Genomic DNA, 12,528 nt, shown 5'->3' with positions numbered 1-12,528 from the left:
CCCTCTTGGCGAGGTTGATGCGGCCTTCGCATTTCAGGGCCGTCGCCGGACATAAAAAAACCGCCCCGGAGGGGGCGGTGGAGGAGGCTCTGGGAGGAGAGCTCGAAGGGGCTTCAGCCCCGATCGCAGGCTTAGCCTACATTCGACGTGCGGATGACGCCGAGCGGACCGAAGGGAGCGTCAACGACGAGGTTGCGCACGCGCGACTGGCTGGTCGGAACCTTGGAGTTCCAGGCGATCTGAACGAAATTCTGCTTGCTGAAGATGTACAGCATGGACGTGAACCTTGAGAAGCCGGAGGCCTATTCCTCCGGTGCGTGTTGCTATGGCGTTGATATAGGTGTGCGCTGCAAAAAATTGGATGCCAAACTCGCCACGCCATGTCGCATTCTGGCTACCCGGCGCGACATTTTCGACAAGCCTTGCGAAAGCGCGAAACAATGCGTGAAAGGGCTTTGTCAATTGCGGCGAAATCGTGTCGAAACAGACCTTTGCCGCTGCCCGTTTCAGTGTTACCGATGGCCGCATGACACGCAGGATCATGTTGCAGGGAACCGGCTCTGATGTCGGAAAATCGGTATTGGTGGCGGGGCTCTGCCGGCTTGCCGCCAACCAGGGCCTGAAGGTCCGTCCGTTCAAGCCGCAGAACATGTCGAACAACGCCGCCGTTTCCGACGATGGCGGCGAGATCGGCCGGGCGCAATGGCTGCAGGCGCTGGCGGCCCGCGTGCCTTCGTCCGTGCACATGAACCCGGTTCTGTTGAAGCCGCAATCCGATGTCGGCAGCCAGATCGTCGTCCAGGGCAAGGTGGCCGGGCAAGCCAAGGGCCGGGAGTATCAGGCGCTTAAACCCAAGCTGCTTGGCGCCGTGATGGAAAGCTTCGAACAGATATCGGCCGGTGCCGATCTGGTGGTGGTCGAAGGCGCGGGCTCGCCGGCGGAAATCAACCTTAGAGCCGGTGACATCGCCAATATGGGCTTTGCGACCCGGGCCGAGGTGCCGGTCGTGCTCGTCGGCGACATCGACCGCGGCGGGGTGATTGCCTCACTCGTCGGCACGCATGCGATCCTGCCCGAGGAAGACCGGCGCATGGTGACCGGTTATCTCATCAACAAGTTCCGCGGCGACGTCACGCTCTTCGACGACGGCATTGCCGCGGTCAACCGCTTCACCGGCTGGCCCTGTTTCGGAGTCGTGCCCTGGCTGAAGGCGGCGGCGCGGTTGCCGGCGGAAGATTCCGTCGTGCTGGAAAAGCTGGCGCGCGGCGAGGGGCGGGCGTTGAAGGGTGCCGTGCCGGTGCTCTCGCGCATCGCCAATTTCGACGATCTCGATCCGCTTGCCGCCGAGCCGGAAATCGATCTTGTCTTCGTGCGGCCGGGCAATCCCATTCCCTCGGATGCCGGGCTCGTTGTCATTCCCGGCTCGAAATCGACCATCGGCGATCTCATCGATTTCCGCGCTCAAGGCTGGGACCGTGACCTCGACCGCCACGTGCGTCGCGGCGGTCGGGTCATCGGTATCTGTGGCGGCTACCAGATGCTCGGCCGGCGCGTCACCGATCCGCTCGGTATCGAGGGCGGCGAGCGCTTAATCGAGGGTCTCGGGCTGCTCGATGTCGAGACCGAGATGGCGCCGGAAAAGACGGTGCGCAACAGCCGCGCCTGGTCGCTGGAGCATGACGTGGCGCTCGAGGGCTACGAAATCCACCTCGGCAAGACGCAAGGTGCGGACTGTGCGCGGCCGTCAGTGCGCATCGACAATCGCGCCGATGGCGCGCTTTCGGTCGATGGCCGGGTGATGGGCACCTACCTGCACGGGCTCTTCACCAGCGACGCCTACCGCTCCGCGCTGCTGAAAAGTTTCGGCATCGAAGGTGGTGCCAGCAACTACCGCCAGTCGGTCGATGCGGCGCTGGATGATGTCGCGAACGAGCTGGAGACGGTGCTCGACCGGCGCTGGCTGGATGGGCTGCTCGGCCGGTAGCCAGGCAAGCGCCATCAGCCGCGATCGACAGGGTTGCGGCCTTGTTGGCGACAGCAAGGGACCGACGGAAACCCAGCATCATCCGTCGTTCCGTTGTAGAATTCATGCGGGAAGGATGGAGCGTCTGGTCACGGTCGCACGCTCCAAGGCGGGTGTCACGTGCAGGACGAAACCAGACGAGCCCATTGGGACAATGCCTATCAGTCGAAGGGCGAGGCGGGCGTCAGCTGGTTCGAGGATACGCCGGCCGTTTCGCTTGACCTCATCCGCAGGCATGCGGCGTTCGCCTCGTCGTCACTGATCGATATCGGCGGCGGCGCGTCGCGGCTGGGGGATGCGCTGCTCGACGCGGGCATGAAAGCGATCACGGTGCTCGATCTGTCACCGGCCGCACTGGATGCCGCCAAGGCGCGCCTCGGTGCCCGCGCCGGTGATGTGCACTGGGTTGCAGCCGATGTGACCGCGTGGAAGCCGGATCGCAGCTACGATATCTGGCATGATCGCGCCGCCTTTCACTTCCTCACCGATCCCGACGACCGGGCGGCCTATATCGAGCGGCTGACGGCGGCCGTCGTGCCCGGCGGGCACGCCATCATCGCCACATTCGCGCCCGACGGCCCGGAGCGCTGCAGCGGCCTGCCGGTGGTGCGCTATGACCCCGCCGCACTCGCCTATGTGATCGGGCCGTGCTTCCGGCTGGTCGAGCACATGGAACACCAGCACCGGACCCCGTGGAACTCGACCCAGGCCTTTCAGTTCAGCGTGTTGCAGCGGGTATAGGGCGGTCGCGCCATTCTTGCTGGAGCTGGCGCGGTTTCCCGCCAATCAGCGCACGGTCCACAGGATCATGCGGTCGAACGCACGGTCGCCGAACCATTTGCGGATGTTGATCATCATGTTGGCGAATTTGCCGGCGGCATAGCGGGTCTTCGGTTTGCGGGCCTTCACGGCCTTGGAAACCACGTCCGCGATGACCTGCGGGGAGGAGCCGCCGCCGTGCTCGTAGCTGTCGGTGGTGGCCTTGGAGACGTTCTTTGCCATCGCGCCGTAGGCGGTGTTGCCCGAGAACTTCATCATCGGGCCTTCCATCACGTTGGCGAATGCGGTCTGGATGACGCCGGGCTCAACGACCACGATTTCGATGCCGAACTGTTGCAGTTCCAGGCGAAGGCAGTCCGACAGGCCTTCCAGCGCGTGTTTCGACGCATGATACCAGGCACCGAGCGGCGTGTAGATCTTGCCGCCCATCGAGGTGATGTTGATGATCTTGCCGGCGCGCTTCTCGCGCATGTAGGGCACCAGATCCTGGATCAGTGCGGCTGCACCGAAGAGGTTCACGTCGAACTGATAGCGGGCCTCGCTGAGAGGCACGTCTTCGACCGAGCCGTAAAGTCCGAAACCGGCATTGTTGACCAGCACGTCGACGCCACCGAATTGCTGGGTGATCTCGGCGACCGCGGATTTTCGGCTGGCCTCGTCCGCGACATCCAGCGAGACAGGATGTGCGCCGAGCGCTCTCAGATCGTCCATCTGCTCCACCCGGCGGGCGGCAACGATGACGGTCAGACCGTCCTTGATCAGCTGCTTTGCGATGACCTTGCCCATGCCCGAGGAGGCGCCGGTGACGAGAGCGGTTTTCCGTGCGATTGCCATGATCTTCTCCAATTTTTGCGGGCGTCATGCCCGTCGTTCATCGGAGATCAATCTGGCGTATCGCCTGGATTTCTTCAAAATCGCTTCGTGCCAATCAACTATCGGAACACGCCAAACCGCTATCTCCCGGTGCAGACGTGGCGGTCTTTCTCAGTGCGTCACCGTTCCCCGCGCCTCGGCGGGCGTCATGCCGGTCCAGCCCTGGAAGGCGCGATAGAAGGAATTCGGCTCTCGGTAGGCCAGCAGATAGGAGATTTCCTCGACGTTCAGCCCGTCTTCGCCGAGATAATGCATCGCCAGCTCCGCGCGGGTCGATGCCAGCACCGTCTGAAAGGTTTCACCTTCCTCCTTCAGTTGCCGTTGCAGGGTGCGCTTCGACATGGCGAGCCGCCTGCACATGGCCTCGATACTGGCTTCGCCCGACGGCAGCATGTCATGCAAAACGCGCTTCGCCCGCAGCACGATCGGCGTATCGGTTTCATGCGCCTCCATTTCGCGGCGCAGGTTTTTCTCGAACTCCGGCCAGGATTCCTCGTTTTCGGTGATCAGCGGCAGATCGGCATCTTCTCTGCGCAAGGAGAGGCGCGCTCCGCCGTCAAGCTCCGGTTCACAGCCAAGGAACTCCAGCACGTCCTTGCCGAGGTTGGGCAATGCCGGCAGATGGAGCCGCGCAGGCCGGATGAACTCGGCGGTGTAGCAGCGGGCCGATTCCAGAAGGTAGAGCGCCTCGAACCAGACCAGTTGCGGCGGGGCCGGAATTTTAGGGTCCACCGTGCCGATCTCGATATGCAGAAATCGGTCGTCCTCGGACACTTCCAGCTTCATCGGTCCCATCAGCGGCTTGAACACTGACAGGCGCTTGAACCCGATGCGCACGTCCGGCGAACAGGAGAAGGAAAACATGGCCGGTGTGAACGGTGCGTGGGCAAAGAGCTTGCTCAGATAGAGCGGCAGGTCGGGCCGGTCAGCTTCGATCTCGATGGCGCGCCAGAGGGCGAACACCTGCGCTGGTGTCAGGCCCTTGCCTTCGTTGCGAAGAATATCTCGCGGCAGCCCGGCCCGGCGCACCGCCTGTTCGGCGGAGATCTTCAGCAGCTTGGCCACCTGGGTGATGGATCTCGCCACGGGATAAAGGCGGTTTGACATGGTCGCCTGCAAATTCGAGTTCATCGTTCTCCTCTTTTCTGCGCTCGGGAACAAAGGTGCGCCAGAGCCTGATGCCACATTGGCACATTCTGATAGCGCTTTGGCGCAAGGTGAGAGTGAGAGGGCGAGGGCCTCGGGCGAAGGCGGACGAGCAATCCATTTCGCCGTGTCTGGCTGGCTGCGGCCGTCTGCCTGTTGCTCGACAAATCGTCGCGCGGCGCAACCAAGCCGGGGAGGTGTCGCAAGCGTCGATTGACTTTGGGTCGGCCGCTTCCTAATCATCAGGTGTTGGATGGTTCCCCCTCATCGTGGCGATCGGGGGGAATAATTGGGAATGTGACGGATGGACCCAAATCGGGCATCCTTATCGCAGCCGACCCCGCGACTGTAGAACGGTCAGGGTTCGCCATCGGGTTCGATATCGGGCTGTCAGCCGGTTGCATGGGGCAACCGAGGCAGGTCGGGGTCGAGCCGGAAAAGCCACTGGCGTGGCATCGTGATCAGCCGGGTTGGACGCCTCTTCTTCTACGAATCGTCCGCCTTTCACGATGTTCCCCGCAGCGCCGCGCGCCGGAGACGACGCGCAAAGGTTCGCTGTGGCACCGGAAAGACGCCGGGAAGGTGAGGCGGGCCGCTCGGGTCCTGACATCGGAACCTCGCACTTATGGGCGAGGCGATGCGGGCCCGTGACGCCGTGAGCCAGGAGACCTGCCATCCGGCATGGGCATTCCGCCCGAGGGGACTGTTGGTCCCCAACGCCATCACGGAGGTTGTTTTGGCTTTCAGATGCTTTCCCGAACGCGCCGCCGGCGCGTCGAACGGCTTTTGCCACCCGCCGCTGAGGCGGGTTTTCTGAGGCGGCGGCGATGAGCACTTACAGTGCCGGACCGGTCCTGGTCCTTGGCGGCGCCCGCTCCGGCAAATCCAGCTTTTCCGAGAGGCTTGTCGAAGCGTCCGGCCTCACCATGCATTATGTCGCCACGGGACGGGCCTGGGACGACGAAATGCGCGAGCGGATCGATCATCACAGGACACGCCGCGGCGAAGGCTGGACGACGCATGAGGAGCCGCTTGATCTCCTAGGTACCCTCAGGCGCATCGATAACCCGGGCCATGTGGTCCTGATCGACTGCCTGACGTTATGGGTCACCAATCTCATGCTGGAAGAGCGCGACATGACGGCGGAGTTCGCCGCGCTTGCTACGTACCTGCCTGAGGCGCGGGCGCGCCTCGTTTTCGTTTCCAACGAAGTCGGCCTCGGCATCGTGCCCGAGAACCGCATGGCCCGCGAGTTTCGCGACCATGCCGGCCGGCTTCACCAGATCGTTGCGGAGAAATCCGCTGAAGTTTACTTTGTCGCGGCCGGTTTGCCGCTGAAAATGAAGGGTTGATCCATGACCACTGCGAGAGCCAACCAGGGCAAGATCCCGGCGACCGTCATCACCGGCTTCCTTGGCGCCGGCAAGACGACGATGATCCGCAATCTGCTGCAGAACGCCGACGGCAAGCGCATCGCGCTGATCATCAACGAGTTCGGCGATCTCGGCGTCGATGGCGACGTGCTGAAGGGCTGCGGCGCCGAGGCCTGCACCGAGGACGACATCATCGAGCTCACCAATGGCTGCATCTGCTGCACCGTTGCCGACGATTTCATCCCGACCATGACCAAGCTGCTCGAGCGCGAAAACCGTCCTGACCATATCATCATCGAAACCTCGGGCCTCGCCTTGCCGCAGCCGCTGATCGCCGCCTTCAACTGGCCGGATATCCGCAGCGAAGTGACCGTCGACGGCGTCGTCACCGTGGTCGACAGCGCTGCCGTTGCCGCCGGCCGCTTTGCCGACGACCATGACAAGGTCGATGCGCTGCGCGTCGAGGACGACAATCTCGATCACGAAAGCCCGATCGAGGAACTGTTCGAGGACCAGTTGACCGCTGCCGATCTCATCGTTCTCAACAAGACCGATCTGATCGACGCCTCCGGCCTCAAGGCCGTGCGCGACGAGGTGTCTTCGCGCACCAGCCGCAAGCCGGCCATGATCGAGGCGAAGAACGGCGAAGTCGCCGCTGCCATCCTGCTTGGCCTCGGTGTCGGTACGGAAAGCGATATCGCCAACCGCAAGTCGCATCATGAAATGGAGCATGAGGCGGGCGAGGAGCACGACCACGACGAGTTCGACAGCTTTGTCGTCGAGCTCGGTTCGATCGCCGATCCCTCGGCCTTCATCGATCGCCTGAAGGGCGTGATTGCCGAGCACGACGTTCTGCGCCTCAAGGGCTTTGCCGACGTGCCCGGCAAGCCGATGCGTCTCCTGATCCAGGCGGTCGGCGCCCGCATCGACCAGTATTATGATCGTGCCTGGGCTGCCGGCGAAAAGCGTGGCACGCGCCTTGTCGTCATCGGCCTGCACGACATGGACGAGGCGGCGGTTCGTGCCGCGATTGCTGCGCTCGCCTGATCACTCGTTGAATGAAATGATCTAACGCATTGAAATAATGCAATTCCGGACGGAAACCGCTTCAAGCGTTTCCGTTCGGAATTGCCCGAACGGACAAGACGAATGCATCTGCTTCTCGCCCAGAAAGGAACGATCGCCGACGGCAACGAGGCAATCGACCTCGGGCAAACGCCGGCCGACATCCTGTTCCTGTCGGCCGCCGACACCGAACTTTCCTCGATCGCCGCCGCCCATGGCCGCCGCGACGGAGGCTTGAGCCTGCGCATCGCCAGCCTCATGAGCCTGATGCACCCGATGTCGGTCGACACTTACGTCGAGCGCACGGCGCGCCATGCGAAGCTGATCGTCGTCCGGCCGCTCGGTGGCGCCAGCTATTTCCGCTATCTGCTGGAAGCCCTGCATGCCGCTGCCGTCACCCACCGTTTCGAGATCGCGGTGCTGCCCGGCGACGACAAGCCGGATCCGGGGCTGGAGCCTTTCTCCACCGTTGCGGCCGACGACCGCCAGCGCCTCTGGGCCTATTTCACCGAAGGTGGCGCCGACAATGCCGGCCTGTTCCTCGACTATGCCGCGGCTCTGGTCACCGGTGCCGAGAAGCCGCAGCCGGCCAAGCCGCTCCTGAAGGCCGGAATCTGGTGGCCGGGCAAGGGCGTGATCGGGGTTTCGGAGTGGCTGGGCGTTTTGGGCGCGGGTTCACCTCCGTCTGCGGGGGGTAACGCCTCCACATATTCGGCGCCGGCGGGCAACACCTCTACAAGCCCCACCATCGCCATCTGCTTCTATCGCGCGCTCGTCCAGAGCGGCGAGACGCGTCCCGTCGAAGCCTTGATCGATGCCTTGGCGAAACAGGGTGTCCGTGCTCTGCCGGTGTTCGTCTCCAGCCTCAAGGATGCCGTCTCCGTCGGCACGTTGCAGGCGGTCTTTGCCGAGGCAGCGCCCGATGTGGTGATGAATGCGACAGGTTTTGCCGTCTCGTCGCCTGGCGCCGATCGCCAACCGACCGTGCTGGAATCGACCGGCGCGCCTGTCCTGCAGGTGATCTTCTCCGGCTCGTCGCGGGCGCAGTGGGAGACGTCACCGCAGGGGCTGATGGCGCGCGATCTGGCGATGAACGTCGCGCTGCCGGAAGTCGACGGCCGCATTCTTGCTCGCGCCGTCTCGTTCAAGGCGGCGTCGATCTACGACGCCAAGGTCGAGGCCAATATCGTCGGGCACGAGCCGCTCGAAGACCGGGTGCGCTTTGCCGCGAACCTTGCCGTCAATTGGGCGAAGCTGCGCCGCGCAGAGCCCGCCGAGCGCCGCATCGCCATCGTAATGGCCAACTATCCGAACCGCGACGGTCGCCTCGGCAACGGTGTCGGACTCGATACCCCGGCCGGTACCGTCGAGGTGCTCGGCGCCATGGCGCGGGAAGGCTATGCGGTCGGCGAGGTTCCCGCCGACGGCGACGCGCTGATGCGCTACCTGATGGCCGGCCCGACCAATTCGGCAAGCCAAGACCGCGAAATCCGTGAGTGCATTTCGCTGAAAGATTACAAAACGTTCTTCGATTCGCTTCCGAAACAGATAAAGGATCAAGTTGCCGGTCGCTGGGGCGCGCCGGAGACCGATCCGTTCTTCCTCGATGACGCCTTCGCGCTGCCGCTCGCCCGCTTCGGCGAAGTGATCGTCGGCATCCAGCCGGCGCGCGGCTACAACATCGATCCGAAGGAAAGCTACCATTCGCCGGACCTTGTGCCGCCGCATGGCTATCTCGCCTTCTACGCTTACCTCCGCCAGCAGTTCGGTGCGCAGGCGATCGTGCACATGGGCAAACACGGCAATCTCGAATGGCTACCGGGCAAGGCCCTGGCGCTGTCGGAGACCTGTTATCCCGAGGCGATCTTCGGGCCGCTGCCGCACATCTATCCCTTCATCGTCAACGATCCGGGCGAGGGTACGCAGGCCAAGCGCCGCACCAGCGCGGTCATCATCGATCACCTGACGCCGCCATTGACGCGCGCCGAGTCCTACGGGCCGCTCAAGGATCTCGAAGCGCTGGTCGACGAATACTACGATGCCGCCGGCGGCGACCCGCGACGCCTCAGGCTCCTGAGCCGCCAGATCCTTGACCTCGTGCGGGACATCGGCCTCGACAGCGACGCCGGCATTCACAAGGGCGACAGCGACGACAAGGCGCTCGAAAAGCTAGACGCCTATCTCTGCGACCTCAAGGAAATGCAGATCCGCGACGGCCTGCACATCTTCGGCGTCGCGCCGGAGGGGCGGCTCTTGACAGATCTGACCGTGGCACTGGCGCGCGTCCCGCGCGGTCTCGGCGAGGGCGGCGACCAGAGCCTGCAGCGGGCGATCGCAGCGGAGTCGGGGCTCGCCTTCGACCCGCTCGACTGCGTCATGTCAGACACCTGGACGGAGCCGAAACCGGCACTCCTCGCCGACCTCTCGGACGCCCCCTGGCGCACCGCCGGCGATACGGTGGAGCGCATCGAGTTGCTGGCCGCACATCTCGTTGCGGGCGAAGAGGCCTGTCCGGAAAGCTGGTCGAACACCCGTGCCGTGCTCGACGAAATCGACGCCCGCCTCAAGCCCTCGATTTCAGGCTCGGGCGCTGCGGAGATGGCCGGTTTCCTCACCGGCCTCAGCGGCCGCTTTGTCGCGCCCGGTCCCTCCGGCGCGCCGACGCGCGGGCGGCCGGATGTGTTGCCGACGGGGCGCAATTTCTATTCGGTCGACAGCCGTGCGGTGCCGACGCCGGCGGCCTACGAGCTTGGCAAGAAATCCGCCGAACTCTTGATCCGCCGCTATCTGCAGGATCACGGCGAGTGGCCATCCTCCTTCGGGCTCACGGCCTGGGGCACGGCGAACATGCGCACCGGCGGCGACGACATCGCCCAGGCTCTGGCGCTGATCGGTGCCAAGCCCACTTGGGACATGGTCTCGCGCCGGGTGATGGGCTACGAGATCGTGCCGCTTGCCGTGCTCGGCCGCCCGCGCGTCGACGTGACCTTGCGCATTTCCGGATTCTTCCGCGATGCCTTCCCGGATCAGATCGCGCTCTTCGACAAGGCGATCCGCGCCGTCGGCGCGCTGGAAGAGGACGACGCCGACAACATGATCGCGGCGCGCATGCGCGCCGAGGCCCGACGGCTGGAGGCGGAAGGTGTCGAAGCCCCCGAGGCTGCACGCCGCGCTTCCTACCGCGTCTTCGGCGCCAAACCCGGGGCATATGGCGCCGGCCTGCAGGCGCTGATCGACGAGAAGGGCTGGGAAACCAAGGCCGATCTCGCCGAGGCCTATCTGACCTGGGGCGCCTATGCCTATGGCGCCGGCGAAGAAGGCAAGGCCGAGCGCGACCTCTTCGAGGAACGTCTGCGTACGATCGAGGCAGTGGTGCAGAACCAGGACAACCGCGAGCACGACTTGCTCGACAGCGACGACTACTACCAGTTCGAAGGCGGCATGAGTGCTGCTGCCGAACAGCTCGGCGGACACCGGCCGGCGATCTACCACAACGACCATTCCCGGCCGGAAAAACCTGTGATCCGTTCGCTGGAAGAAGAGATCGGCCGCGTGGTCCGGGCGCGCGTCGTCAATCCCAAATGGATCGATGGCGTCATGCGCCACGGCTACAAGGGCGCCTTCGAGATCGCCGCCACGGTCGATTACATGTTTGCCTTTGCGGCAACCACGGGGGCGGTGCGCGACCATCATTTCGAGGCGGCCTATCAGGCCTTCATCGTCGACGGGCGCGTGGCCGATTTCCTGCGCGACAAGAACCCGGCCGCTTTTGTCGAGCTTGCCGAACGCTTTCTCGAAGCGATCGACCGCAATCTCTGGACGCCGCGTTCGAACTCGGCGCGCTTTGAACTCGCGGGCATCAGCAATGCCGCAACACGGCTTCGCGCCGGCAACGAATAGAGCGGTTCCGGAGGGCGGCTTTCCGTCCGGAATTGCTTGGAAGCAAAGACCTGGTTCCGTTTCGCTGTTCAGTGAAGCGCGAAAAGGAACCGAAGCGGGACGAGGGCGGCTGCCCATCCCGAACTTGAGAACTGAGGGAGTGATCATGAGCGACGAGACGACAGTAGGCGGCGAAGCCCCGGCCGAAAAGGACGATGCCCGCCACGCCATGAAGATGGCGAAAAAGAAGGCGGCCCGCGAAAAGATCATGGCGACCAAGACCGACGAGAAGGGTCTGATCATCGTCAACACCGGAAAGGGCAAGGGCAAGTCGACCGCCGGCTTCGGCATGATCTTCCGCCATATCGCCCATGGCATGCCCTGCGCCGTCGTGCAGTTCATCAAGGGCGCGATGGCGACCGGCGAGCGCGAGCTGATCGAGAAGCATTTCGGCGATGTCTGCCAGTTCTATACGCTGGGCGAAGGCTTTACCTGGGAAACGCAGGACCGCGCCCGCGACGTGGCCATGGCGGAAAAGGCCTGGGAGAAAGCGAAGGAGCTGATCCGCGACGAGCGCAACTCGATGGTGCTGCTCGACGAGATCAACATTGCGCTCCGCTACGACTATATCGACGTCGCCGAGGTCGTGCGCTTCCTGAAAGAGGAAAAGCCGCACATGACACATGTGGTGCTCACCGGCCGCAACGCCAAGGAGGACCTGATCGAGATCGCCGATCTGGTGACCGAGATGGAGCTGATCAAGCATCCGTTCCGCTCCGGCATCAAGGCGCAGCAGGGCGTGGAATTCTGATGAGCCAGAGCTGGCAGTTCTGGGCTCTGCTTTCGGCGGCCTTTGCTGCATTGACGGCGGTGTTTGCGAAGGTCGGGGTTGCGCAGATCAACTCCGACTTCGCGACGCTGATCCGCACCGTCGTCATCCTCTGCGTGATCGCCGCCATCGTGGCGGCGACCGGGCAATGGCAGAAACCATCGGAAATCTCCGGGCGCACCTGGCTGTTCCTGGCGCTGTCCGGCCTTGCCACCGGCGCCTCCTGGCTTGCCTATTTCCGCGCGCTGAAGCTCGGCGACGCGGCCCGTGTCGCCCCAATCGACAAGCTCTCGATCGTCATGGTCGCGATCTTCGGCGTGCTCTTCCTCGGCGAAAAGCTCAACCTGATGAACTGGCTCGGCGTCGCCTTCATTGCCGCCGGGGCGCTGCTTCTGGCGGTGTTTTGAGAGAGGTTGAGCGCACCAGCCATCCGCGTATTTGTTCACTGAATGTTCGCCTCAATCAAGTCATGGCTCTTGAACTATCGGGTCTGGGCGGTCGTGGCATTGCTGACGATGCTGCTCCACCACTTTCTCAGAGCCGTCCAGCCGATTGTCGCC

At 63.8% G+C, this 12,528-nt stretch carries 10 protein-coding genes and 1 riboswitch; of the genes, 7 read left to right on the top strand and 3 right to left on the bottom strand.

Features of this window, described 5'->3' with window-relative positions; translation table 11 throughout:
• Positions 1–131 precede the first annotated feature (131 nt).
• Positions 132–275 (bottom strand): hypothetical protein, encoded by a 144-nt coding sequence (locus I8N66_RS31375; protein ID WP_223727640.1) that lies wholly within the window; start codon positions 273–275, stop codon positions 132–134.
• A gap of 251 nt (positions 276–526) precedes the next feature.
• On the opposite strand from I8N66_RS31375, the gene I8N66_RS31370 reads away from it, so the two are divergent.
• A complete protein-coding gene (locus tag I8N66_RS31370) occupies positions 527–1,984 on the top strand; it encodes a cobyric acid synthase (RefSeq protein ID WP_291162522.1) in 1,458 nt (485 codons plus the stop codon).
• Between the two features lie 159 nt (positions 1,985–2,143).
• On the top strand, positions 2,144–2,764 hold the full coding sequence (locus I8N66_RS31365) for a class I SAM-dependent methyltransferase (RefSeq protein WP_291162512.1): 621 nt from the start codon (positions 2,144–2,146) through the stop codon (positions 2,762–2,764).
• A gap of 45 nt (positions 2,765–2,809) precedes the next feature.
• Here I8N66_RS31365 and I8N66_RS31360 read toward each other — a convergent pair whose 3' ends face one another.
• Both I8N66_RS31360 and I8N66_RS31355 read right to left on the bottom strand, forming a co-directional pair.
• On the bottom strand, positions 2,810–3,637 hold the full coding sequence (locus I8N66_RS31360) for an oxidoreductase (protein WP_291162509.1): 828 nt from the start codon (positions 3,635–3,637) through the stop codon (positions 2,810–2,812).
• A 150-nt stretch (positions 3,638–3,787) separates the two neighbouring features.
• The gene (locus I8N66_RS31355; protein WP_291162506.1) at positions 3,788–4,741 is read right to left on the bottom strand and encodes an AraC family transcriptional regulator; all 954 of its coding nucleotides are present in this window, start codon (positions 4,739–4,741) and stop codon (positions 3,788–3,790) included.
• 318 nt (positions 4,742–5,059) lie between these two features.
• Positions 5,060–5,514: riboswitch (cobalamin riboswitch) on the top strand.
• 135 nt (positions 5,515–5,649) lie between these two features.
• Between I8N66_RS31355 and cobU the strand changes: the two genes are divergently transcribed.
• The 5 genes from cobU to I8N66_RS31330 all read left to right on the top strand — a co-directional run bounded on the left by cobU (position 5,650) and on the right by I8N66_RS31330 (position 12,375).
• Positions 5,650–6,174, top strand: coding sequence for a bifunctional adenosylcobinamide kinase/adenosylcobinamide-phosphate guanylyltransferase (cobU, locus tag I8N66_RS31350; protein ID WP_291162503.1), 525 nt, complete (start codon positions 5,650–5,652; stop codon positions 6,172–6,174).
• A gap of 3 nt (positions 6,175–6,177) precedes the next feature.
• Positions 6,178–7,242, top strand: a complete 1,065-nt coding sequence (cobW, locus tag I8N66_RS31345) for a cobalamin biosynthesis protein CobW (RefSeq protein WP_291162500.1) — start codon at positions 6,178–6,180, stop codon at positions 7,240–7,242.
• A 102-nt stretch (positions 7,243–7,344) separates the two neighbouring features.
• Positions 7,345–11,160, top strand: a complete 3,816-nt coding sequence (cobN, locus tag I8N66_RS31340; RefSeq protein ID WP_291162496.1) for a cobaltochelatase subunit CobN — start codon at positions 7,345–7,347, stop codon at positions 11,158–11,160.
• Positions 11,161–11,305: 145 nt separating this feature from the next.
• The gene (gene cobO, locus I8N66_RS31335; protein ID WP_043617391.1) at positions 11,306–11,950 is read left to right on the top strand and encodes a cob(I)yrinic acid a,c-diamide adenosyltransferase; all 645 of its coding nucleotides are present in this window, start codon (positions 11,306–11,308) and stop codon (positions 11,948–11,950) included.
• Positions 11,950–12,375, top strand: a complete 426-nt coding sequence (locus I8N66_RS31330) for an EamA family transporter (RefSeq protein ID WP_060520612.1) — start codon at positions 11,950–11,952, stop codon at positions 12,373–12,375. The genes cobO and I8N66_RS31330 overlap by 1 nt, the downstream gene beginning before the upstream one ends.
• The last annotated feature ends 153 nt before the right edge of the window (positions 12,376–12,528 follow it).

The sequence above is a fragment of the Ensifer sp. SSB1 genome, from assembly GCF_016652895.1.
GTDB lineage: Bacteria > Pseudomonadota > Alphaproteobacteria > Rhizobiales > Rhizobiaceae > Ensifer.
The sequence above is the reverse complement of the archived record's forward strand: the minus strand, read 5'-3'. Positions and strand labels throughout refer to the sequence as shown.

Coding starts and splice junctions, on each gene's coding strand:
- I8N66_RS31375 (WP_223727640.1), bottom strand. CDS start 275: ATGCTGTACATCTTCAGCAAGCAGAATTTCGTTCAGATCGCCTGGAAC.
- I8N66_RS31370 (WP_291162522.1), top strand. CDS start 527: ATGACACGCAGGATCATGTTGCAGGGAACCGGCTCTGATGTCGGAAAA.
- I8N66_RS31360 (WP_291162509.1), bottom strand. CDS start 3,637: ATGGCAATCGCACGGAAAACCGCTCTCGTCACCGGCGCCTCCTCGGGC.
- cobU (WP_291162503.1), top strand. CDS start 5,650: ATGAGCACTTACAGTGCCGGACCGGTCCTGGTCCTTGGCGGCGCCCGC.
- cobW (WP_291162500.1), top strand. CDS start 6,178: ATGACCACTGCGAGAGCCAACCAGGGCAAGATCCCGGCGACCGTCATC.
- cobN (WP_291162496.1), top strand. CDS start 7,345: ATGCATCTGCTTCTCGCCCAGAAAGGAACGATCGCCGACGGCAACGAG.
- cobO (WP_043617391.1), top strand. CDS start 11,306: ATGAGCGACGAGACGACAGTAGGCGGCGAAGCCCCGGCCGAAAAGGAC.
- I8N66_RS31330 (WP_060520612.1), top strand. CDS start 11,950: ATGAGCCAGAGCTGGCAGTTCTGGGCTCTGCTTTCGGCGGCCTTTGCT.